This window comes from Kiloniella litopenaei (assembly GCF_000982415.1).
GTDB classification, from domain to species: Bacteria; Pseudomonadota; Alphaproteobacteria; order Kiloniellales; family Kiloniellaceae; genus Kiloniella; species Kiloniella litopenaei.
In genome coordinates this window covers 322,796-345,821 of record NZ_LANI01000004.1, presented here as the reverse complement: position 1 = coordinate 345,821, position 23,026 = coordinate 322,796, and the positions used below count along the sequence as shown (strand labels likewise).

Here is a 23,026-nt window from a genome sequence, read left to right as displayed (position 1 = left end):
GAGATTAGTTCGCGTTTGGTACAAGGTCAGGATAAGTAAGGCATGAGTACAGGTATACAAAGTTCGCTTTATAGTTTTGGGCGAGCAACATCATTTTTGTATCTTTCTATAATTGTACTTTTGTTTGGTGGCTTTATTACTGCCGTCTACAAGCTTGAAAATTACGCAATAACACAGCAAGAAAATGCTTTTAATAATCAACAACTTCTTCAAACTCAAATCACTAAAAGAGCGCTACAGAATTCAATCGATAACATTCAACGCTTTTCCCTTGATTTAGCAAATGAGGAAAAAAACTCAGCCCTTTTCTTTCCTTTGGACAAAGAGTCTCTGGAAAAAGATCTAACCAAATCTATGGCTTATAACCCCGCCATTATCGGGGTAAACTTTTATGATAAAAATCAAACAAAACAGTTCTCAAATATCCAGAACTTTAACTGGTCCCCTTCTCTTGAAAACATTATGCAAGAATGGGTATCTCAAAGCTGGATTGCCTTGAGATCACCGGAAATTAATCTGATTGTTCCGTCTTTTCATGTGGAAGAAAAGGCGCAATTCTTCGCCATACTTGTACCGATAAGAAACCAAGAAGGCTTTCAAGGCAGTCTTGCCACAATTGTTGACCTCGGCCTTTTATCTCAAAAATATGTCGCACCGCTAAGATCTGGACAGCATGGTGCCGGATATATGCTCAACGAGAATGGCGTCATACTTTATGACCACGAAACCGAGATAATTGGCAGAAGCGTCTATGATGGCCTGCATAAGGGAAAACCAGAAGTCCAGCGGGTCGACCAACGCCTGCTTGGTGAAAAAAGCGGGCAGGATGAATATAGATTTTCAATCACACGCGCAGAAGAAAACAATCTCTATCGCAAGCTAATTGCCTGGGATACCGCCTTTATCGATAACAAAAAATTTGTTATCGCCCTTTCCGCACCGGACACAGAAATTGTTGGACCAATACAAGGGTTGCGCCAACAGGGAATATTCCTTGCAATTTTCCTGTCCTTGGGGCTGGTCACAGTTACCATCCTTTTTTACCGCAATACGAATAAAGCTCTTATACGAACGGCTCGTCGGTTGGAAGAAGAAGTGAAAACAAGAACCACATCGCTTAACAAAATAGAACAGAGCTTTCGGGATACCGTTGAAAATGCTGGTATCGGGTTCTATCGGACAACGCCCGATGGTAATTTTTTAATGGCCAACCCCTATCTGGTACAGATGAACAACTGCCAAAGCGAAGAAGAGCTTATCAAAACAGCACAATACAACGAAGATAATTGGTATGTTGAAAAAGATCGTCGCCAAGAGTTTATGAGACTTATAGATGAAAATGGCTTTGTTGAAGGCTTTGTCTCCCAGATAAAGGCATATAATAATCAGGAAGAGAAATGGATCAGCGAAACCGCCAGGGCCATAAAAGATGATGATGGGAACACTCTCTTCTACGAAGGAACAGCACAAGATGTAACCCATTTGATGCAGCTAAAAGAAGCGCATAAAACCAGTGAGGCGAACCTTAAAGCACACATTGCTGCCATGCCTGATCTTGGAATGATATTTTCACTTAAAGGCAAAATAATCAATGTCTATGGCGACACCAGCTTATTACACGCATCACCAGAAACCATGCTTCATAAATCACTAACCCAGGTTATGCCCAATAAAGTGGCAAATGAATGGTTAGAGCTTATAAAAATCACAGCAGCAACAGGACAAGTTCAATCAAAAGAATATCGCTTGAGCATTAAATCAATCCCTAAAGCCTTTGAAGCTCGAAGCGCCCTTATTAAGGGGCAGGAAAATACACCGGACCATGTTGTTATACTGATTCGGGACGTAACCCAGCACGATCTGAACAAACAGGCAATGTTAACGGCGATGGAAAATGCCGATATAGCGAACCGCTCGAAAACCGAATTTCTGGCAAACATGAGCCACGAATTAAGAACACCCCTTAATGCCATTCTTGGTTATTCTGAAATCATGGAAAAAAGCCTGTTTGGTCCCATCGAAAATACCAAATATCAAGAATATATCGCCGATATTCATACCAGTGGCAGCCACCTGTTGGATATCATCAATGATATCCTTGATTTATCCAAGATCGAAGCCGGTAGTTATAATCTGGAAGAAGAAAAAACGTCATTGCCCATTCTTCTCGCGGAGACAGACCGTATTATAGGAGGATCAGCAAGCGCTAAAAATATAGAATACACCAAAGGAAACATCGAAAACATTCCTCTCTGGGCTGATGCAAGAGCAATCAAGCAAATACTGATTAATATTCTATCCAATGCTTTTAAATTCACTCCAAACGGAGGATCGGTCTCCCTAGACACCTTACGGCACATATCTGGACTTGATATCATCATAGAAGATTCTGGAATTGGAATGGATCAAGCGGACTTGCCACGTATCTTAGAACCCTTTGTAAGGATTGGAACGTCACAGACAACCGAGGCATCGGGAACGGGGATTGGTTTGTCACTCACCAAAAAACTTATCGAATTTCACCAAGGTACGCTCAAGGTTGAAAGTGAGTTGGGTAAAGGAACAAAAGTAACGATCACTCTACCCAATGATCGCATATTCAAATCTTAAATTACAGGGTCACAACCTTATCCCCGGCTAATTAATTTCTCTCACCATTTCTGTACCATTCAAATGATAGGCTTTAGAAAACCGATCGACCAACGTACCATCCCTTAGCGGTACAGATTTAGTCGTTTTATAGGTCGTAAAGCCCATCTTTTCATAATACCTAAGCCCGCGACTGTTATCAGCGCGAATTGTGGCATTAATCGTAGAAAACCCGTGGCGCTCGAGATATGCACAGCTAGCAGGAAACAACGCTTTGCCAACGCCATAGACACGGGGATGTACTCTGGCAAAGGTGCCAATATCTGCCCAATCGGCGGGTAATTCCGGGTGCCTTCCCAGAACCTGAAATCCTGTAATTGCACCATCCTCGTCCTCACTGACATGACAACAGATACAATGGTCTCCGGTTAAAAAATAATGTTTGAACAGATCAACGTCCAGACTTTCTTCCATCGCTGTCGTGCCGCCGATTTCAATGATTTCATTCAAGAGACCACAAAGCTCTTCCGCATCATCTTCCCGCGCCAGCCTTATTTTAATACTCACCCTTCTCCCCCCCTTTAAGACCATTACCTATAATAGGTTCTGTGCTATAAAGACCACTGTCGATTTACATATAATTTTTTCCCAAAGCACGACACCAAAACTCCACTTCCAAACCTTTCTTGCAAATTAGCCGCAAAAACATGAATAACATGGCCCAAACACTAACTTTTTAACGATCTTCCCTCAAACAAAATGAAGTTTAACGAAACCAACAACAAAAGTAGTACAGCCTGATGGAAATCATCCTCATTCTCTTTTTGATTTTGTTACTGATTGGCATTCTATTGCTTGGAGTACGCCTTTTTGTGTGGATTTCAAAAGGTAAAATTAGAATACAAACGCTTTGCGTACTGCTGGTCGCGGCCCTCATTGGCGTAGGCGGCAACCATTTTTTTTTAAAAAATATGTCGATCATACAATCCAAAGTGTATCCAGACCTTTATTTAATCCAGCACCCCGAAAAAGAAAAATCCCCCCTCCTCCACCAGGCAATACGAGAACAAGTAAAACAGCATATGAGCATAGGATTGTCCGCTAGTAAAAAGTTGGCTTACCAAAAAAAGAATTCAATCTTCTTTTACGAATATTACAAGGCTTTTCCCATAAGTGTGTTTCAGGATGAGGGAACAGCGTATTTTCTTGAAAACGAAGAGGATTTGGGCGGTTTAGTCACCGAAGAATTGGGTATGTACACAAAATATAAGTTAGCCGAATTCCATTACTTTCCCTGTAATGATAATCTGACCCAGTACTGTGGTGAATTGGAATATTTCAATGAAAATGGTGTTATTAAATCAGAAAGCCTGCATAACCTCGCGGTGATAAAGCACATTTCGAAAAACGTTAGCCCTGGATTTGATAAAGATTCCGTGCACGCCCTCAACAATGACAAAATGCACATAGCATATGATTTGTTTGCAAATGAGCTTGCCATTAAACATGGCGACACTATCCATACAGCAAATTCAACCAAGCTGCGTGACGACACTTTGATTTCATCCGTTATAAATGCATTAGATATCGCCCCGTCATCGGTCAAAAATAATTTAATTGCGTTAAAGACCAATCCTAAAAACCCAAACGAAGCTATAGTAATTATCCCTGAAATTGTAGATGAAGGAGAGCAGTATTTTGACCTCAACAGTCACATTGTTCTTGCCAACCATCAAACAGGCGAAATAACACATAAATACTTTGAAAGTAGCAAAACAAACCAATGGGTTTCAGATGCTATCGAGCTTAAAGAGATTAGTATAGATACGGCACCATACCGTATGACCGAAGATCTCCGAGCGTTCGGTGTTCGGGTACGTTATTCAGGGATGTCACGGGTCAACCCATATACAAGTGAAACCCTCTCACTCTTTATAAAATCAAATAATGGATTAAAAAAAGTCCTTGATGCATACCCCGTATTCGACGCTGTTGGGCGATGGGATGGAAATTGTTCCGGTGAATTTACAGATACCGAAAATATTTTTATTGTGTCAGATCAAAAATCGAATGGCTTTTTTGATCTGAAAATAAAAAGTCACATTACAACCACTATAGATGACATAAATACTGACGGAGAATGTGACACTCGGGAAACTCTGGTGGTTAAAACAAAAAAACTAAAGTTCGACGGTGTTGAATACAAACTGATTAATTAAGATTTTTTTACAAAAGAAAAGGTGTTTCAATTTACATACTAATTTCTTCCTGAAAACACCTCACCGAAACTTCTCGCCCAAATTACTCGGACAAATGAATAATTCAAACAAAACAGCCCATAACTTCCTGAAACTTTATCAGGCACATCAAAGCTGGAGCGAAGCAACCTTTGGCACTGAAAAAGGCCCTATAGGCCCTCTCCGTCACCTGATTGACGAAGCACAGGAAGCCATCGACAGCCCGGATGATATCACCGAATATGTGGATTGCCTGTTCCTGATTACAGACGCCGCAAGGCGCGCTGGCTTTAGCCTAGATGACTTGGTCTCGGCAGGATTTGACAAACTTGAAATACTTAAAGGCAGAAATTACAAACGCACACCCGAAGGCGAACCGTCCTATCATGTGAAGTGATTTTCTACACGCCATTGCTTAGAAATAACCATGTCCGTATCCAACCATTTTTAAAACCAGAATAACCCCTTTATGAGGCAGATTATGAAAGAAAGAGGCTTTAAGGTACGGGCATTGGGTGAAATTGCGATCCGGTGTCGCGACAAGAAAGCGATGACAAAGTTTTACGAAGAAGTCATTGGCTTAGAACACCTCGCCGGAGACGTTGATGACCGGGTGACATTTTTCAAGATTGCAGAAGGGTTTGGGGGTCACACCAGTGTACTCGCCCTATTTCGTCCTGACGAAATCGCCGTAACAAACACCAATGAACACCAATGAACACCAATTGCCCCAAACCGGCGCCGGATCATCGCTACATCATATTGCCCTGTCATTACCATATGAAGAACAACAGGCCGTAATGGACTGGTACGACCAGATCGGCCAGAATTACAGAGTCCAATTGTTCGACTGGATTGGATGGCGCGGAATTTTCACCCGCGACCCGGATGGAAACACAGTGGAGTTAGTGGCTTACGATCCTGAATGGTCAGGGGACTGATCACCTATTCATAAAAAAGGCCTTAGCAATAATGCTAAGGCCTTTGATACATGGCGCGTCCGGCAGGATTCGAACCTGCGACCTACTGATTAGAAGTCAGTTGCTCTATCCAGCTGAGCTACGGACGCTTTATTCTTTTGTCAGGTGATTAATGTGTCCAGCGGCCGAGGCGTGTGTTACTGAAATTATCGCCGTATCCTTTGGGCTTTAATTTCCGTTCCTTTGGCTCTTCAACGCTGTACATAACACCTTGACGTTGTGCATATGCGATCGCTTCTTCTTTACTGTCGAACCACATGCGAAGCTGTCCGCGCGTATCACGAGAAGATGTCCAGCCCATAAGCGGTTCAATCTCGCGCGCTGCGTCTGGTTCATATTCAACAAGCCAGCGTTTGGTGTTTGCACGACCAGACTGCATTGCATTTTTCGGCGGCTGATAAATACGAACTTGCATGTTTACCTCTAGTATCAGGTCTTCAAGAAACCAGCGATATAATTTAGTGGTCGGGGAGAGAGGATTCGAACCTCCGACCCTCTGGTCCCAAACCAGATGCGCTACCAGGCTGCGCTACTCCCCGTATCCACGGTCATCGTATAAGACAGAGTAACACGCAAGGCAACAATCTTTTTTAAAATCGTTGTAATTTTCGCTTTAAAAGAGACAATGCGCTGAACAACTTAAGAAAGTCTTTACCCCCCAGTGGTTTAACAAGGGGACTTGACCAGTGCCAAAGGGCAAAGACTTCGCTTGAGATCACACAGAGACAAGCAAGCAGAGATAACAAGGTTTAAAAAGCAGTTATGACAGAAAATTCCCTCGGATCAGACCTCTGGATCATGGCGCAGGTCAGACAGTCGAACCAGAATGGAATCCCGGCCATGGTGATCCACAAAGGCGATCCGGATCGCGGGAGCTTGCTGCTTAAAATCAACCTTCTCGGCCCCGGCTGTCAGGTGCTCAGTCAAACGCGTGACATTGACGGCAATCTGGCCTGGCTTGCCGCGAACAAGGGCGAGTTGATGGATGACTATGATGCCCATGAATATGTAGAACGCGCCGTCAAACGCGACCCCGACCTTTGGGTCGTGGAGTTCGAAGACAAAAACGGCGTAAACCCCTTTGGCGGAGAAATTCTCTAACGCCGGAAGTTTACGCCGTCTTTCTTAGTTCAGGCCCATGGGATAGAGCAACTGACTTCTAATCAGTAGGTCGCAGATAACGGAAATCCCCTACCGCTCTCTGGTCGCCGTAAAGTTGAGCTTGGGGTTGTCTTCCTGAATACGTCCCATATCCCAATGGTTACGGGCCATATAAACGGGGCATCCATCTCTGTCGTCGGCCAGAGAACCTTTGTTGCGATCCAGAAAGTGTTTCATCGCCGCGGCATCGTCCGATGTTACCCAACGGGCCGTCACAAAGGGCGCGGATTCAAAGCCGACATTAATGCCGTATTCCTGCTCGATACGAGACAAGAGAACTTCCAACTGTAGCTGGCCCACAACACCAACGATATAGCTGGCCCCGATAACCGGACGGAAAACCTGAGTAACCCCCTCTTCCGCCAAGCTTTCCAAAGCTTTGGAAAGGTGTTTGGCTTTGAGTGGATCATCAAGGCGCACCCGTTGCAGAATTTCCGGTGCAAAGCTTGGAATCCCGGAAAAGCGGATGTTTTCGCCCTCGGTCATGCTATCGCCCACCCGAAGCGTTCCGTGGTTGGGAATGCCGATAATATCGCCCGGCCATGCCTCTTCCGCCAGTTCCCGGTTCTGGGCAAAGAACATGATCGGGTTATGAATGCTCATGGATTTACCCGTGCCGATCTGGTGCAGCTTCATGCCGCGCTTGAACTTGCCGGAACAGATCCGCATAAAGGCAATACGGTCCCGGTGTTTCGGGTCCATGTTTGCCTGTACCTTGAAGACAAAACCGGAAACCTTGCTGTCAGAGGGCTCGACTTCTCTTGGCTCTGCGGGTTGCGCCTTTGGTGCCGGGGCAAATTGCAACACGGCATCCAGAAGCTGCTTCACGCCAAAACTTTTCAAGGCCGAACCAAAGTACACAGGCGTCAAATGCCCCTCGCGGTAGCTTTCCAGATCAAAATCCGGATAGGCATCCATCGCCAGATCTGCCTCTTCCAATAGCGTATCATAGAGATCGCCTGGAATTAGATTTGGCAGTTCATCGCCCAAAAGCTCTGCCTTTACCGGCGTGCCGTAGCTGTCTTCACCTGTGAAGGGAATCATTTCTTCACGCACAAGGTCATAACAGCCCTTGAAGGTTCCCCCACCGCCGACAGGCCAGACCATCGGCACCGTATCCAGAGCCAGTGCTTCGGCAACTTCATCCAGAATTTCGAATACCTCGCGACCTTCGCGGTCCATCTTGTTGACAAAGGTAATGATGGGAATGTCACGCAGACGACAAACCTCAAAAAGTTTGCGGGTTTGCGCCTCGATACCCTTGGCAGCATCAATCACCATGATCGCAGAATCAACCGCGGTCAGGGTGCGATAGGTATCTTCACTGAAATCTTCATGGCCCGGTGTATCCAACAGGTTAAAGGTCGCCCCTTCGTATTCGAAGGTCATAACCGAGGTTGTCACCGAGATACCCCGCGCCTGTTCAATCTTCATCCAGTCGGAATGCGCACGTCTGTTTTCGCCCTTGGCCTTCACCTGTCCCGCCATGCGAATAGCACCACCCAGTAACAACAACTTCTCTGTCAGAGTTGTTTTACCCGCATCCGGGTGCGAGATAATAGCAAAGGTACGGCGGGCTTCGGCCTGTTTGGCAATTTCAGAAGACATGGTTTTGATTTTCTACAATATGTTCACAAACATGCGCACATTCCTGATTAAGCGTTAATATGCACATATATTATTCTGCCGGGACAATCTCTCTTATTCACGTTCAGGTCAAGACCGAACAGGTGAAAGCACCAGAACAAGAATACTCTTAAGACCTATTCTGTCTCGGGTAGTTCTGATCTGATCATATCCAATAACCCCGGAAATCGATTCTCAATATCATCAGTTCTCAATTGAGCTGCTCTGCTGTTGCCACGATTAACCTGCCTGATAAGTCCAGCTTCTCGCATTGTCTTAAAATGATGTGTCGTCGTGGCCTTCGACACAGGCAACTCAAAAGAAGCACAGGTTCGCTCACAGCCAACAGGCGCGAGAGATAGTTCTCGGATTACTTTTCTGCGTAAAGGATCAGCGAGCGCTGATAACACTTTGCCAAGCTCTATTTCTTCAAAGCTCGGGTGCCCTTCTTCATCTGGCATACTTACCCCTTAGGTACGACTTGACTCGTACCTAAGGCGCAATTAAACACTAAGGTACGAACTTAATCATACCAAAGGTCAAGTATATGTCCACAAATATTGAAATTGAACTCCCAGAATCCCTGCCTCAAGAAAGAACACCCTACGCATTAGTTGGTCGCGTGTATGCCAAACCTGAAATGAGTGATGCATTAGAAAAAAGACTTTTAACACTTGTCGAGCCAACTCGCCTGGAACAAGGGGCCATGCAATACCATGTTCACCGGGATCGGTATAATTTAAATCTATTTGTCTTTTACGAAGTTTGGCGCAGTAAGGAGGATTTAGAAAATCATTTGAAGCAACCTTACATACAATCGTTTTTAAAAGACAGATTGTCCTATATTGAGGGAGATATGGAAATTACATGGCTATCAATGGCTAGTTCGCACCCTTCATAACCTTAAAAATAATGAAAGGGGAACATAAACACCCTTCACAAGAACATCACAAATGCGTGTTCCCCTTAGCAAAGACAATCATATATCTATTTGTTTTTAAAAAAAACTTTCGCCAAACAATTCGAAAAATTCTATCAAAAGTAGAACGGCACCGGATTAATTGAAATTTAAGATACATAGCGCAATATATTAGACAGAGCAGGTGCTCGCTCTATATGGCACCCTGAAAGGAGGCCCCTATGTTAAAGTACATCACTCTTGCTGTGATCGCTTTTACGGGTTTCGTTACAACCTTACCGGCCTACGCGCAAAACCAGTGCGATAAGCGAGATAGCATTCTTGAAATGCTTTCTGATCGGTATAGTGAAAAAACTCAAGCTGTTGGCGTTACAAATAAAGGCGGTTTAATTGAGGTTCTTACCAACAAAGACGGTGCAACTTGGACAATTATTGTCACCACACCACATGGTATAAGTTGTCTGGTTGCGGCTGGTGAGGGCTGGAAACAACTGGAAAAAGCAGCCTTAGAGCCAGAGGTTTAAAAAACGACTGCGTTTAAATTCGGAATATTGCATTATTTCTGAAAAAAACGATGCTGTGCAATATCTCCTATCTTGATACCCAGCCGGAATGCTGTTCCGGCATTAAGCTCCAATACCCCAATCACATCCTGATCTGAAGAGATGGTTTTGGTAGAATGCGGGGTGGTATTCTCTTTTATGTAAACAATCCTACCTTCAGAATTGAGAAACAACATATCCAGTGGGATATAGGTGTTTTTCATCCACATCGTGACATTGTTCGGCTTTTCATAAACAAACAACATTCCCGCGTTAACCGCCATACTTTTACGATACATAAGCCCTTGTGAACGTTCTTCATTACTTGATGCAATCTCGATATTGAACCGGTGCGCATTTCCTGTTGCAGAAAAAATTGTCAGAGTATCTTTCTCAAATACAATCTGTGCTACTCCTGTGCCTATCTGTGCCAGAATTATAACCCAAACAAGAACGGCATGTTGAAGGTGTTTTTTTAGAAAAGACATTGGGACTTAATCGTTCCTGTTCTTTAACATTCGCATTTAAAATAGATCAGACGTTATAATTCCAAGACGAACCAACTACATTGCATTTTAGAACGCTAATGTCTGTACAGGCTACGGACAACCGTTAAATATGCAAATCATATTACTTTGATTTAAAAACAGAAAGATCTTGTCTTCACCGCAGCATCTTATGTTAATATTCATTGAGATATCAATCTGTTGTCGCCAGAAACACCGATGAGGAAAAAACGATGAGCCACAAGAGCATCCTTGTTCACCTAGCTAATGATGATGAACACCAGACAAGACTGGATGTAGCCCTGCGCCTCGCCAAACAAAACAACGCTCATATATCTGCTCTCTTCATCACTACCCCAGTTGGTATGCCTGTTGAAGTATACGGTCGGGGAGCGTCTGTTCAATATCTTCTGGATGCAACAAAATCAGCCGAAAACCGCGCTGACGAACTTGAAAAAGAGTTCAAGGATATCTGCCACCGTGAAAACATTTCCCATAACTGGATTGTCGAAGAAGGTGATCATATCAGCCTGTTAGCTGATCATGCTCATGCTGCGGATATTATTATCGTCAGCCAACCAACCTTTGAACACTTTGAAGACCGTTTCAGAACACGTCTTGTCGAAGAGGTTACCCTGCTCAGTGGCCTTCCCTGTCTTATGATCCCTCGTGGCTTTGATGCCTCTAAAGATATCGGCAAACGCATGATGGTTGCCTGGAAAGGAACGCGTGAAGCACTCCGCGCTGTACGTGATAATTTGGATTCATTAAGAAAAGCCGAAAAGGTTTTCCTTCTGACAATTCAACCAGAAACCGAAGACGCACTTTCCCTGAGTGAAGTCAGGAATTACCTCAAGCGGCACGAGATCGAAGCAGAAACGGTTAAAATTGCCCAAACAGAAAACTCAATCGGGCAAACCATCCAAGATGCAGCAACGGCACAGTCCTGTGATGTCATCGTCTGTGGCGCCTATGGTCATAGTCGTCTAAGAGAAATGCTACTGGGTGGAGTCACCAAGCATCTGGTCAAGGAAGCTACCATCCCGGTTATCATGTCTCATTAAACGGCTTTGATGCCTATTTATCTAGCAGTGACTAATTCCAATTGGCGATAAAGTTGCGGCGCTAATTTTGCAGATATAAGTTTAGAGCCTGGATAATCAAATTAGCCATTTGATTATGAATCTTTTCACGTCCGACCTTAACATCGGATACGCAAATTTCATCTCCTGCGCCCTCTTCTTTTAGAATATAAGCACCCTTTGGTTTGCAAACATTGAACGCGCTGTACCGACTGGCACTTTCTATGATTGAATAGTCAGACCTGGGAATATTTTTTACCAAAGACGATGCGTTAAGGGCCTTTGGTATCGTTTCTGCAGTTCCTAAATTAATAATAGAAACCGGAATATTTACGCTACTTAAACTTTGATCAGAAAAGCTCTCTGTCAACTCAGGATCGACAAGAACAGTCCCTTGAATACGCTTATCCCTTTGTATCTTTTGTAAGTCGGTTAAATCAATTTTTCGCAAATCCACATCGAACTTCTCAAACCAGACGCAATCCATTCCCATATTAATTTCATCACACGAACTAACAAAACGCTCTGCTTCTATATTTGCTCCGACAAGCGATAAGACAGAGGTTCCCCCCAAAAAGAACCCAACGGCTCCAATTTTTTGGTGGTCAATATGCCTCGTCCACTCGGGGCTATTTTCAAGCGCTGTAAGTGTTGCAGAAATATCCGCCGGACGCTTCCACAATTCAGCATTTGCTTGTGGTGCATCATCATATCCAAGTGGCGGTGCTTTAACATCGACAACAATGAAGCCATTTTTCACAAGATGAGATGCAAGCCATGCACTTTGGTTCGGGGCAGATCTCATCCCACCATGAGAAAGCAAAACTGTTGGAAACCTCCCCGAGGCAACAACTGCATTTTTTTGAGCAACAGTACCTTCAAAGACAGCATTTTGCCCAACACTTGTCGTTTCGCCACCGCCTCTTGCCGGATACCATACCATCACATTTAATGGTGCCGTACGTTCAGGAGATTGAACCGTTAACGCTGTAACACCAACCACAATATCATCAGCCCTTACAGAAAAGGATAATAAGATTGCCAGTAAGACTGCAAATATAGTCACACAATTAAATACTGTGGAAAAAATCTGGCGCAACACGTATCTCCATTAAATGAAAAATAAGGAACGAGCTATTCTTATTTACTAATTATTTCAAAAACACCTGGATGGACTTTAATGGGCTCAGGAAATCCCTTCCCAAGCACCTTCATTCCATCCGAATTTAGACCATCTGAATTTTCATAGCCCTTATTGACGACCGCATCATATGCCTCTTTATCTCTCCAAACCACAATATTGATAAAGTTAATTTTGCCATTCTGAACCGACGCCCGATAAAAGGTCGAAGAAACGAACCCAGGCTGCTTTTTAAAATAATTTATATAAAGATCGCGTGTTGAGATAGCGATTTCCTCGTAGCCATCAGGTACTTCAATACAGTTAATTGCGCTAACTTGCGACATGATCAAATCTATCTTTCCAGGAATGGATTTTTATCACCTGGAATACACGTGTGATAATGGCAGGAGTATAACTCTATTAACTATTCATCCTTTATGAAAGGGACCATTAGTTCCCTTTTCCATAAATAAAAAAACGCTCCATAAAACCGGAGCGTTTTTCTATTAAGTTGAAACTAGACACATGCTCTAGATAAAGAACATAAAGGTCAAAAGAACAAAGCATGGCATAAGAATAACCCCGGACCAAAGCATATAACCAAAGAAACTTGGCATCGGAACACCGCTTTCTTCGGCAATGGAGCGCACCATAAAGTTAGGTGCATTACCAACATAGGTATTCGCCCCCATAAAGACTGCACCAGCCGAAATTGCCAACAGCGTATTTGAGAGCTCTCCGGTCAAGGTTGCGACATCACTTCCTGTTGTATTAAAGAACACTAGATAAGTCGGCGCATTATCAAGGAAACTCGACAAAATCCCCGTAGCCCAGAAGTACATATAGTTTACCGGCTCACCGTCGGATGTGCTCACAGATTCAACAATCATTCCCAGAGCACCCGAAGTGCCCGCTTTTAATATCGCAATCGCAGGGATAATGGTAATAAATATACCAATGAAAAGTTTACCAACTTCTAGAATTGGAAACCAATTAAACCCATTTTCCTTGCGGCTTTGATCATTAGTAAGTTTTAGGGATAAATACGCTAAGAATAGCAATATCGCATCACGAACAATATTCTGTAGCTCTACTTTTACGTGGTAAATATCAAACGAAACACCCGGTTTCCATACACCAGACATCAAAACAGCTGCTACAACGCCAACCAAAAGCAGAAGGTTGATTTTTCCGTCGAGAGCAAAAGAAACTTCATCAGCAGGTTCAACTGTTGCCGGATCAACAATAATCGGCCCCTCTTTGCTGTACAAAAAGCTATCAAGAGCAAAGTACAAAATCAGAAGAACAATGGACAAGAACAGCATGGGCAGGAACATGTGAACAGTTGGCCAGAAGAAATCTACCCCTTTCAGAAAGCCCAGGAAGAGAGGTGGGTCACCTAGCGGTGTCAACGATCCGCCGATATTTGCAACAAGGAAAATAAAAAATACAACAGTATGTGTTTTGTGTTTGCGATGTTCCATCGCCCGAATTAACGGGCGGATCAATAACATTGCAGCCCCTGTCGTCCCCATAAAACTGGCAAGGGCTGTCCCGATGAGCAGGATGGTTGTATTGAGCACAGGAGTTCCGGTTAATTTGCCACGAACCCGGACACCGCCCGCAACAGTAAACAAACTAAACAATAAAATTATGAACGGAAAATATTCCAATAACCCAACATGCAGGGTTTCATAAAGCGCAAGCTCATAACCAAAAAAAACAGTAAAGGGAACCAGAAAACATGTAGCCCAGAACCCCGATACTTTACCAAAATTTTTATGCCAGAAATGCGGGGCGACTAGTGGGAAAATCGCGATAGAGAGAAGCATACAAGCAAACGGAATCACCCAAATTAGACCAAGGTCTTTTCCTTCTAGATGGGGGGCCCCTTCTCCTGCAGCAACCGAGATACTTGGAAACATTATCCCCACAATAAGCGTTGTGAAGCCAGATACGATGGCTCTTTTGAACCAAGGTTTAATTCCCATATTATCCCCTACCCTGTATTGATTCTGTTTTATAACGAAAACTGATGTCTTTTATTTTCCAGCATATTATATTTGGTAATGACCATTTTTTTTAAAGGCATTGCACGATAAAAACAAGTTTACGGAATTCGAAAAATAAGATTTTGGAATTGATTTAAATCGTTTATCGCACACCCGGATCAGAAACTCATTTTGCGTTAACGCAAATCAACAGCATTGGTAAATAACCCGAGTGATTTTATTGCTCACTCTACAAACAAATTCATATCTCATAGTCATCGCAACAATAAAAAGTTGTTGCGACACTGCATCGTCATATGATTAATCCTCACACTTATTCCCTATTACAAAGGCAACATAATGACAAAACCAGTCACGATCCCCGACATTCAAAAGCGTTTAGAAATATTGAGCCAAGAATTGATTGCCTTGATTCAACAATATCAACTGGATGCACAAGACCCTTTGGATGTCATTCCAGTCGCCCGTGAAAAAGTATCCCAAAAAGAGGATTACATCCGCTTTCTTGAGCTCTCATTAGAAGGACGCCTTTTGGGTGAGGCTGCTCAACACCTTGAGGCAGCACACAACGAAAACTAATTCATACAAACAAAACAAAAAAACCATAGGCAATACTAGTCCACACGAAAAACCATCTTATGTTTAGGAAATAATTCCCTGAAAAAACATCTCACTATTAGTAATTTATTAAATCAAAAAATATAAAAACATTAACAGATGACTGGTTTATTGATATATTTACTAACAGTCATCTATGACTAAACCTGCTATTAATTGTATGCCGGATTAAATTGACGATTCATAGCAAGTTATTTGGAACTCACAGGCGAACACTTTGAGTATTGAGGGCGGTAAAGCAAAGAGTATTATCGCAACCATCAAGGGTAAGCATGAGAAATAAAAAATCACTTCCGAAAAGAATTACTGGCGTTCCCAATGCAGTCGATGTCCATGTTGGACAAAGATTAAGACTACGACGCACCCTGCTTGGTTTAAGCCAGGAAAAATTAGGCGAAGCCCTTGGCTTGACATTTCAACAAGTTCAAAAATATGAACGTGGAACCAACCGCATCGGAGCAAGCCGTCTGTATGATCTCGCACGGGTTCTAGATATTGATATTGGTTACTTCTTTGATGAAATGACTGATGAAGTATCTCACCGCTCCCCAGGCCAAATAAGAGGCATGGCAGAAGAAGGCGAAGAGCTGCCCTTTCAAAAAGATCCAATGGCCAGAAGAGAAACATTAGAACTGGTTAGAGCATATTACAAAATTGAAGAAACAACCGTGAGAAAACGCCTATTGGATATGGCGAAAACATTGGGAAAAGTTACAGGTGATCCTCCTGATTCAACAGAGTAAGATCTCATCAGGCTCGACTATAACCAGTAAAAATTGCATCGCATGCTAAAGCTAATGCCTCTATAATGTTGGCTGAATGAAATCTTCGACAGATATTCACATCATGATATATCTCGCCCAATAAGTGCGTATTCAACTCTGCGAGTTATCTTGTTTTATCATTCGAATAGATCTAAACATTGTTATCGAGATGATACCTTGACTGATGATACTTTGACTAGGGAGTAAGTTCACAATCGACCACAAAAGTTTTTCGAACGACGAAAAACTGGTCCAGACATTGTGTATTTGCGATTAGTATTATGCCATAGTACGTCTATAGGCATAATTATTACTCTTTTATAATCATATAATTTTACAATTTTGCAGTTGCCTTAGAAAGTTTTCAGTAAGCTTTCGATGCTAGGATCGGGGCATGTATATTGACACTTACTTTACATCTCTAGTCGACTTTCCTGGCAATTCTATGCCACTTATTGGATCTTTCCGACCCGACCTCGTCGCACTATCAATTGCCATTGCTATCTTTGGCGGCTGGGCAGGCATGATGTGTTTAGCACGTGCTGAAAAACTAACCGAAAATAACAAAGGAAGCGGGTCTCTTTGGAAAGTAGCAGGTGGACTGGCCTTTGGCGGTGCTATCTGGGGCATGCATTTTATTGGTATGTTGGCATTTTCACTGCCTTGTGGAATATCCTACGATTTCCTAACAACATCAATTTCAATTGTTCCAGCAATTCTCGCCAGTTTAACAGCTTTGTTTGTGGTGAGTCAGCAACGCTATAATCTTCACTTACGATTGATTATCGGTGCCGTATTGATGGGTGCAGGCATTGGGACCATGCACTACGTCGGAATGGCAGCAATGCGCTTGCCTGCCATTCTTTTTTTATGATCCTCAATACGTTGCTCTGTCAGTTTTTGCCGCCATCATTTTATCTTACATTTCTCTGTCCGTGGTCGAATATGGGCAAAGGCAAACATCCTATCCACGTGTGCGTCAGATCATTGCGGCCATAACACTTGGACTTGCCGTCGCATCCATGCACTACATTGCCATGCAAGCGGCTATTTTCTATCCAATCCTAGAAGAAATTGGCCCAACGGGACGTTTAGCCGATGTTGTACTTGCTGTCTTTGTCGGCCTTGGAACTTTGGTCTTGGCTGGTGGTGTAGCGACTGCTGCTTTTGCCGCTCGCTTGAAAGAAAGCGTCAGAAACCTGGCAGATGAGGCACGCCAGAGAGCTATTGCAGAAAAAGATGCACGCGCAGATCAGGCAAGATTACAGGCAATTTTTGATACCGCGGTCGAAGCAATTATCGTTATTGACAAGCACGGAACTATTCGACAATGGAGCGAAAGTGGCTATCGTATATTTGGATATGCAGCTCAAGAAGCTCTTGGTCAAAATATTGCCATGATCACCAACGGCATCAGTCCTAATGAGCACCGTGAATATATAAAACATTACGAAGATACCCGGAAAGCACGAGTTATCGGTATAGGCAGGGAAGTTTCTGGTCGACACAAAGACGGAACGATTATCCCCCTGGAACTTTCTGTCGGTGAAACAAAAATTGATGGAGAGATCCTCTATACTGGTATTTTACGTGATATCTCTGTCAGAAAAGAAATCGAACGTGAATTACGAGAAGCGACACGCGCCAAAGAAGCCAATGAAATGAAGTCGAATTTCCTGGCTCATATGAGCCATGAAATGAGAACCCCCTTAAATGCCATTCTCGGCTTTTCGGATATTATGCGCGCACAGGCATTCGGGCCAATCAACGAGACTTATGTTGGATACTCCGAAGATATTTTTTCATCCGGCAATCATCTTCTCAGCATTGTAGACGCCCTGCTAGAACTATCAAAAATTGAACAGGATTCTCAGAATCTGGAACTTACCGATATAGCGCTGTCAATATTAATATCTGATGCTGTTAACACGGTACAAAATCATGCTGAGGAAAAGAAACTAACGGTTGCGGTATTACTGGACAATGATTTGCCAGAAACGATCAACACCGACAGAGGCAAATTGTACCAAGTACTTATCAACCTCATCAAAAACGCGGTGCAATATACCCCCGCGGACGGAAGAGTTACGATACGGGCGTGGCCCTGTAACCAACAAATTCAGATTATTATCGAAGATAACGGTATTGGCATGACCGAAGAAGAGGTTGAGTTCGCGACAAAGCCATTCGGCCAAGTCAAAAATGCCTTCACCTCTGATTTATCCGGGACCGGGCTTGGCTTACCCATCGTTCATGCTTTTGTAGATTTACTCAGGGGGGAATGGACTATTTCCAGTCAAAAAGGAGAAGGAACAAAGATCAAAATTCTTTTCCCGTTATCTCTTGAGAAAGAACTTACCGAGGGACAAGCCGCCGTCGGTTAAATTATTAGAAATCAACAAAGACCTCTAGCGTCCCCCTAAAAGATCACCACCACACTTGTATAGAACAAGGTGATGGTGATTTGTCATTTCTTCGAAACGAAGTCAAAATAGACTGTGACTATTATTAAAAGTGGGTTTACTAAAATCTATTGGGCAATAACTTGAAAAGCGGTTAACCAACCATAAGAGAGTACAAAAAGAAAAAACCCGAAACTACCAAATGCCACCAGGCTACTTAGTAAAAAATCTAACATTTTTGTTTCATCTTGCATATCAGGCTCCTCAGTTCAAACTCAATAAGAACAATATGTGAACATCTATGCATCAAAAGACACACCCCGTCAAGAACAAAAAGAGAACAAACTTAGAAATAAAAACTTAAAAATTAATAATAATGTTATTTATCAATTAGTTAAAAAAATTATTTTCTATTTTTCCGGTGTCTCAAGCAATGGAACATAACGCGCGAGACTAGAAGGGCTAATCGTTTCCAAAGTACTCTCATTTTCCCTGATAAGACTATCGTACAACGCTTTGTCCGCATCGTGTTTTTTATTCCTTATCCCTTCTTTCTGTCTTTTATTTGATAAATTATCACTTACAGAAAATAAGGAGCCTACTTCTGCTTTTTGTAACGATGCAGCAATCCATTCAATACGTTGAACAGCCTTTGATGTGTCTCTGGGTACTGGCCTGTTGTTTTTTTCGTACAACGCGATTAGTTGTGATGCCTGTATGAGTAAGAATTCTATTTTTTTACGCATATGTTCTCTCCAAATTCAGAAGGTTTGTCCAACTTTCTGGCGGCGTCAACTCTAATAACATACGCTCTATCTCTGGGGGGCGTACAAGGCCCGTTAACCCTAACTCCAAATCATTTTCGCCCGCAACAAAGTTTCTATCGCCCTGCTGTATAGCAATAACAAGCCATCTCAGAAGCGACATTACCTCCCAAAATAGCACTCGGTCATTATCAACTCTTTTGCCTGATACAGAGCTATAACCCTTGTAGAAGCTTTCTCTGGTTGATATCCCGCCTGCTGGTGTGGCTTCCATGCCATATCTCCAACACTTTGCGCAAAACCATCCCAAATCACTATAGGGGTCCCCCCACCCCGCAAACTCCCAATCCAACAGGCCAGACAAACCATCTGATGTCGCCAGGTAATTTGCGGTTCTGAAATCCCCATGGGTCAAGGTTACAGGTGACGTCGTCATATTTTCCAGTCGGGATAAACACCATCGCATCGCCCATTCAGATGGCAAGCTGACTTCGTCTCGGGCATCAAAAAACTCTTGATAGGATTTTATCTTTTGCCGGGAAAAATCTATGGAAGATAAGCAGTCAACATCATGAGTACCTTCAGGTTTTACGCTATGGATCTTTGCCAATTCGACACCAAGTTCATACCCTAGCGCTTCACCAATATTTAGCTGATGAATTTGATCAAAATCAGTTGTCCCGGGCAAATATTCCAAAAGAATAAAAGGTTTCCCGATAACACTTACATCCTCACAAAGACAATAGGGTTCAGGCACTTTTACCCCTGCCCGCCAGGCCATCGATAGGAAATCAAATTCTTGTTTTTTTGACAAGCTTCCAGGGATTTTTGTCTTGGCATCAGTCCGCAGAACAATGGAAAATTTTTCATCTCCTGATGACCCAAGATCCATTTTCCAGTTTTCCTGAATAGCACCTCCGGACATTGTGAACAGCTTTTCAATGTGAAGTCCTTGACGACCGAGTACCTTGCCCACAAATTGAACTAATGTCGCGTTTGTTTTCGTAATGCTTTTTGTTTTGCTGGGGGCCAAAAGCACAGCTTGTCCTTTTACTACGTAGAAAGTGTTCCTATATCCGAGGTAACTCATAACAAATAGATCGATACCAACAAAGTCAGAAACAGACCGAGATCTTTCTAATCACGCAATAAGGCCAATATCACTATGACCAAAACACCTATTGAAATCGATGTATATTCCGACCCCATTTGTCCGTGGTGTTATATTGGCTATAAGCGCTTTCAAAAAGCCAAAGAGCTCCGCCCGAATTTTGACGTCAAAATTCGCTGGCTGTCGTTCCAGTTAAACCCCGATATGCCGACAGAAGGCATGGATCGTCAAACTTATCTGGATACAAAGTTCGGCGGCCGCGCTAACGCAACACAGTTTTACAGCCAGATCGCGGCAGCTGGTAAATCCGAAGGTATTGATTTTAAATTTGATGATATCCAAAAAACGCCAAACACAGTTGACGCCCACCGCCTATCCCTCTTCGCAGCGGCACAGGGAAAACAGGACGAGCTTATGGAACGTCTGTTTGAGAATTATTTTCTGGAAGGGAAAAACATTGGCGAACGTAATGTACTTATAGATATTGCTGTTGAAGTTGGCCTTGAAGGAGCAGAAGAATACCTGAATAGCGCCAAGGGTCACGAAGATGTTCTCTACACAGATCAGAACGCACGCAATATCGGCTTGACTGGCGTTCCCTGTTTTATTGTCAATCGCCAACACATTCTTCCCGGCGCGCAAAGCCCCGATACATTGGCCCAGATGTTGGATATAGGTCATCAACAGTTAACCGAAAACGGCTAAGGACACTGTCTAAAATTTATCGCCATAAGGTATATACATCGCCAACCCGGGAACAAACCAAAGTAAGGCCGCAGTTCCCAGCATAATAAGGACAAAGGGCCAAACACCCTGAATAACTTCGGACAGTTTGGCCTTTCCTACGGCCTGAACAACAAAAAGGTTCATGCCAACTGGCGGCGTAATTAAGGCGCATTCGATCATAATTACAAACAGAACCCCGAACCAGATTGGATGTATTCCCATCGGTGCCAGCGATTCAAATAAAACCGGCATCATGATGAGCAACATGCTCAATGATTCCAGAAATAACCCCATGACCAGCAAAACGATACAAATCACCAATGTAAAAAGCCAAGGCTCGGAAAAGGCCGTTGCGACAAAGGTCGTCACATCTTGTGGAATTTGATAAATCGTAATGGATTTTCCAAACAAGGCAGCGGCAGCGACAATAAGCAGAACGGTCACGGTTGTCTTCATGGCAGCCATCGCAGCGGTATGAATATCCTCTAGAGTATTTTTTCTCTTTGCCAGAACAATAGCCAGTGACAAGAAAAAGCCCACTCCCGCAGCTTCACTTGGCGTAAAGAGCCCCCCATAGATACCCCCGACGACCACGAAGGCAATCAGAGCAACCGGAAGTGCCGCAATACTGGAAGAAATACGTTCTGCCCTGGTTGCTTTTTCCGAACGCACATAATTTTTATTAAATCGGGCAAAACCAAAGCTGTAGAGAATAAACATACCGGCAAGGAAAATACCCGGTCCGATACCAGCAAGAAACAAATTTGGGATAGAGGCTTCGGTTATAACACCATATATAATCATCGGAATTGAAGGTGGAATGAGAATACCAAGGGTCCCCCCAGCCGCAACCAGACCAAGAACAAAGAACTTAGGATATCCTCTTTTTGTCATCTCCACGATGACGACGGTTCCAACGGTTGCAGCTGTTGCAACTGAAGAACCAGAGATAGCAGCAAACAAAGCACAAGTTAGCACCGTCGCAATAGCCAAACCGCCGGGCCAATGCCCCACCCATGACTGAACAGCCCGAAACAGGTCAGAACCAACCCCGCCCACAAGAAGAATATGAGACATCAAAAGGAATAACGGCACAGCCAAAAGCTCAAAACTGTCAACGCCTGATATCATAAACTGGCTGACCATTATCATTGGCAAGCCTTTGAGCCATAATAAAATAGCCCCAAGGGAAGCCATTGCGATTGCAACAGGAACACGCAAAAGCAAAAGGCCAATTAGGGAAAGAAGTATAAGAATAGTTTCCATAATAGTGTCCTAGTGCGCTTGATCTAGTTCGCTCAGAGTTTCTTCGGTTCCTGTGCAGGTTTTGTAGAATTCTGATAAGCACTGGAGGAAAAGGAACGTGAGTCCGATGGGAAGAGATATCTGAATAATCCACATAGGTATCGCCAGTACAGTGTCTGTAGTGGCAGAGGTTTTAAGCGAATAACCAATATCTTTGAAACTATTCACAGTTGCGACAACACAAAAAAGTGCCGTCAGTATAATGGCAAAAAGATCCAATCCCTTGCGTAACAACTTATTCACGTTGTCGCCAATAATATCCACGATGATCAGGCTTCTTTTTTGCAAGGCAAAAGCAATGCCCAAATAAACACACCAGATTTGAGCAATCTGGGAAAATTCTTCCGACCATTTAGTTGGCATACCAAGTTTTCGCATAACAACTTCATAAGTGATGAAAAATCCAATTAGGAAAAAAAGCCAAGCCGCAACAACACCCGCAGCATTTGTGAGCTTATCTATTGTCTTGGAGAAGTGTTTAAAGAAATTCATTAGACCAAGGAATATTTTGCCAGACACTTAAAGAATTATAGAAAGGAGTAACCGAATTACCCCTTTC

27 protein-coding genes and 2 tRNA genes are annotated in these 23,026 nt (G+C 43.2%); 14 read left to right on the top strand and 15 right to left on the bottom strand.

The features are described 5' to 3' along the window. Nucleotides 1–42 precede the first annotated feature (42 nt). Nucleotides 43–2,610 (top strand): ATP-binding protein, encoded by a 2,568-nt coding sequence (locus tag WH95_RS20515; RefSeq protein ID WP_052741873.1) that lies wholly within the window; start codon nt 43–45, stop codon nt 2,608–2,610. Between the two features lie 27 nt (nt 2,611–2,637). Here WH95_RS20515 and WH95_RS08075 read toward each other — a convergent pair whose 3' ends face one another. Further along, nucleotides 2,638–3,156, bottom strand: a complete 519-nt coding sequence (locus tag WH95_RS08075; RefSeq protein WP_204247741.1) for a GNAT family N-acetyltransferase — start codon at nt 3,154–3,156, stop codon at nt 2,638–2,640. A gap of 233 nt (nt 3,157–3,389) precedes the next feature. Between WH95_RS08075 and WH95_RS20510 the strand changes: the two genes are divergently transcribed. The 4 genes from WH95_RS20510 (at nt 3,390) to WH95_RS21480 (ending at nt 5,767) form a co-directional block, all read left to right on the top strand. Beyond that, entirely contained in the window at nt 3,390–4,808 is a 1,419-nt protein-coding gene (locus WH95_RS20510) for a PA3715 family protein (protein WP_052741872.1), read from the top strand. A gap of 94 nt (nt 4,809–4,902) precedes the next feature. Further along, nucleotides 4,903–5,223: a dATP/dGTP pyrophosphohydrolase domain-containing protein gene (locus tag WH95_RS08065; RefSeq protein ID WP_052741871.1), complete on the top strand. Its 321-nt coding sequence runs from the start codon at nt 4,903–4,905 to the stop codon at nt 5,221–5,223. Nucleotides 5,224–5,307: 84 nt separating this feature from the next. Next, nucleotides 5,308–5,544 (top strand): VOC family protein, encoded by a 237-nt coding sequence (locus WH95_RS21485; RefSeq protein WP_204247740.1) that lies wholly within the window; start codon nt 5,308–5,310, stop codon nt 5,542–5,544. Between the two features lie 7 nt (nt 5,545–5,551). Continuing rightward, nucleotides 5,552–5,767, top strand: a complete 216-nt coding sequence (locus WH95_RS21480) for a hypothetical protein (RefSeq protein WP_204247739.1) — start codon at nt 5,552–5,554, stop codon at nt 5,765–5,767. 51 nt (nt 5,768–5,818) lie between these two features. Here WH95_RS21480 and WH95_RS08055 read toward each other — a convergent pair. The 3 genes from WH95_RS08055 to WH95_RS08045 form a co-directional block, all read right to left on the bottom strand. Further along, a tRNA-Arg gene (locus WH95_RS08055) sits at nt 5,819–5,895 on the bottom strand. 20 nt (nt 5,896–5,915) lie between these two features. Next, complete coding sequence (locus WH95_RS08050) at nt 5,916–6,221, bottom strand: ETC complex I subunit (RefSeq protein WP_046505325.1); 306 nt, start codon at nt 6,219–6,221, stop codon at nt 5,916–5,918. Nucleotides 6,222–6,268: 47 nt separating this feature from the next. Beyond that, nucleotides 6,269–6,345, bottom strand: a tRNA-Pro gene (locus tag WH95_RS08045). Between the two features lie 223 nt (nt 6,346–6,568). On the opposite strand from WH95_RS08045, the gene WH95_RS08040 reads away from it, so the two are divergent. Further along, nucleotides 6,569–6,907, top strand: coding sequence for a DUF1491 family protein (locus tag WH95_RS08040; protein ID WP_046505322.1), 339 nt, complete (start codon nt 6,569–6,571; stop codon nt 6,905–6,907). 90 nt (nt 6,908–6,997) lie between these two features. Here WH95_RS08040 and WH95_RS08035 read toward each other — a convergent pair whose 3' ends face one another. Continuing rightward, complete coding sequence (locus WH95_RS08035) at nt 6,998–8,575, bottom strand: peptide chain release factor 3 (RefSeq protein ID WP_046505320.1); 1,578 nt, start codon at nt 8,573–8,575, stop codon at nt 6,998–7,000. Between the two features lie 155 nt (nt 8,576–8,730). Then, nucleotides 8,731–9,054, bottom strand: coding sequence for an ArsR/SmtB family transcription factor (locus WH95_RS08030; RefSeq protein ID WP_046505319.1), 324 nt, complete (start codon nt 9,052–9,054; stop codon nt 8,731–8,733). An 86-nt stretch (nt 9,055–9,140) separates the two neighbouring features. Between WH95_RS08030 and WH95_RS08025 the strand changes: the two genes are divergently transcribed. Both WH95_RS08025 and WH95_RS08020 read left to right on the top strand, forming a co-directional pair. Beyond that, nucleotides 9,141–9,494 (top strand): putative quinol monooxygenase, encoded by a 354-nt coding sequence (locus WH95_RS08025; RefSeq protein ID WP_082114038.1) that lies wholly within the window; start codon nt 9,141–9,143, stop codon nt 9,492–9,494. Nucleotides 9,495–9,733: 239 nt separating this feature from the next. Further along, a complete protein-coding gene (locus WH95_RS08020) occupies nt 9,734–10,036 on the top strand; it encodes a hypothetical protein (protein ID WP_046505316.1) in 303 nt (100 codons plus the stop codon). 32 nt (nt 10,037–10,068) lie between these two features. Here WH95_RS08020 and WH95_RS08015 read toward each other — a convergent pair whose 3' ends face one another. Further along, the gene (locus WH95_RS08015; protein ID WP_046505313.1) at nt 10,069–10,542 is read right to left on the bottom strand and encodes a DUF192 domain-containing protein; all 474 of its coding nucleotides are present in this window, start codon (nt 10,540–10,542) and stop codon (nt 10,069–10,071) included. A gap of 251 nt (nt 10,543–10,793) precedes the next feature. On the opposite strand from WH95_RS08015, the gene WH95_RS08010 reads away from it, so the two are divergent. Then, nucleotides 10,794–11,624 (top strand): universal stress protein, encoded by an 831-nt coding sequence (locus WH95_RS08010; protein ID WP_046505310.1) that lies wholly within the window; start codon nt 10,794–10,796, stop codon nt 11,622–11,624. A gap of 61 nt (nt 11,625–11,685) precedes the next feature. On the opposite strand, the gene WH95_RS08005 is transcribed toward WH95_RS08010, so the two are convergent. The 3 genes from WH95_RS08005 to WH95_RS07995 all read right to left on the bottom strand — a co-directional run bounded on the left by WH95_RS08005 (nt 11,686) and on the right by WH95_RS07995 (nt 14,756). Further along, complete coding sequence (locus WH95_RS08005) at nt 11,686–12,741, bottom strand: alpha/beta hydrolase family protein (RefSeq protein ID WP_157845919.1); 1,056 nt, start codon at nt 12,739–12,741, stop codon at nt 11,686–11,688. A 41-nt stretch (nt 12,742–12,782) separates the two neighbouring features. Beyond that, a complete protein-coding gene (locus WH95_RS08000) occupies nt 12,783–13,109 on the bottom strand; it encodes an antibiotic biosynthesis monooxygenase family protein (RefSeq protein WP_046505307.1) in 327 nt (108 codons plus the stop codon). Nucleotides 13,110–13,295: 186 nt separating this feature from the next. Continuing rightward, entirely contained in the window at nt 13,296–14,756 is a 1,461-nt protein-coding gene (locus tag WH95_RS07995; RefSeq protein ID WP_046505305.1) for a sodium:proton antiporter, read from the bottom strand. Nucleotides 14,757–15,116: 360 nt separating this feature from the next. Here WH95_RS07995 and WH95_RS07990 point away from each other — a divergent pair, with 360 nt between their 5' ends. The 4 genes from WH95_RS07990 to WH95_RS07975 all read left to right on the top strand — a co-directional run bounded on the left by WH95_RS07990 (nt 15,117) and on the right by WH95_RS07975 (nt 18,543). Next, nucleotides 15,117–15,356: a hypothetical protein gene (locus tag WH95_RS07990; protein WP_046505302.1), complete on the top strand. Its 240-nt coding sequence runs from the start codon at nt 15,117–15,119 to the stop codon at nt 15,354–15,356. Between the two features lie 311 nt (nt 15,357–15,667). Then, nucleotides 15,668–16,138: a helix-turn-helix domain-containing protein gene (locus WH95_RS07985; RefSeq protein WP_046505300.1), complete on the top strand. Its 471-nt coding sequence runs from the start codon at nt 15,668–15,670 to the stop codon at nt 16,136–16,138. 415 nt (nt 16,139–16,553) lie between these two features. Further along, a complete protein-coding gene (locus WH95_RS07980) occupies nt 16,554–17,033 on the top strand; it encodes an MHYT domain-containing protein (RefSeq protein WP_046505298.1) in 480 nt (159 codons plus the stop codon). Continuing rightward, nucleotides 16,972–18,543 (top strand): PAS domain S-box protein, encoded by a 1,572-nt coding sequence (locus WH95_RS07975; RefSeq protein WP_157845918.1) that lies wholly within the window; start codon nt 16,972–16,974, stop codon nt 18,541–18,543. The genes WH95_RS07980 and WH95_RS07975 overlap by 62 nt, the downstream gene beginning before the upstream one ends. Before the next feature lie 146 nt (nt 18,544–18,689). On the opposite strand, the gene WH95_RS21790 is transcribed toward WH95_RS07975, so the two are convergent. The 3 genes from WH95_RS21790 to WH95_RS07965 all read right to left on the bottom strand — a co-directional run bounded on the left by WH95_RS21790 (nt 18,690) and on the right by WH95_RS07965 (nt 20,364). After that, nucleotides 18,690–18,815, bottom strand: coding sequence for a hypothetical protein (locus WH95_RS21790; protein ID WP_281174818.1), 126 nt, complete (start codon nt 18,813–18,815; stop codon nt 18,690–18,692). Between the two features lie 156 nt (nt 18,816–18,971). Continuing rightward, nucleotides 18,972–19,307: a hypothetical protein gene (locus WH95_RS07970; RefSeq protein WP_046505294.1), complete on the bottom strand. Its 336-nt coding sequence runs from the start codon at nt 19,305–19,307 to the stop codon at nt 18,972–18,974. Continuing rightward, a complete protein-coding gene (locus WH95_RS07965; protein WP_052741869.1) occupies nt 19,300–20,364 on the bottom strand; it encodes a phosphotransferase family protein in 1,065 nt (354 codons plus the stop codon). The genes WH95_RS07970 and WH95_RS07965 overlap by 8 nt, the downstream gene beginning before the upstream one ends. A 126-nt stretch (nt 20,365–20,490) precedes the next feature. Here WH95_RS07965 and WH95_RS07960 point away from each other — a divergent pair, with 126 nt between their 5' ends. Next, on the top strand, nt 20,491–21,141 hold the full coding sequence (locus tag WH95_RS07960; RefSeq protein ID WP_046505292.1) for a DsbA family oxidoreductase: 651 nt from the start codon (nt 20,491–20,493) through the stop codon (nt 21,139–21,141). A gap of 9 nt (nt 21,142–21,150) precedes the next feature. Here WH95_RS07960 and WH95_RS07955 read toward each other — a convergent pair whose 3' ends face one another. Together WH95_RS07955 and WH95_RS20505 are read right to left on the bottom strand one after the other, a co-directional pair. Next, a complete protein-coding gene (locus WH95_RS07955; protein ID WP_046505290.1) occupies nt 21,151–22,428 on the bottom strand; it encodes a TRAP transporter large permease in 1,278 nt (425 codons plus the stop codon). 9 nt (nt 22,429–22,437) lie between these two features. Continuing rightward, nucleotides 22,438–22,959, bottom strand: a complete 522-nt coding sequence (locus tag WH95_RS20505; RefSeq protein WP_157845917.1) for a TRAP transporter small permease — start codon at nt 22,957–22,959, stop codon at nt 22,438–22,440. Nucleotides 22,960–23,026: the final 67 nt, after the last annotated feature.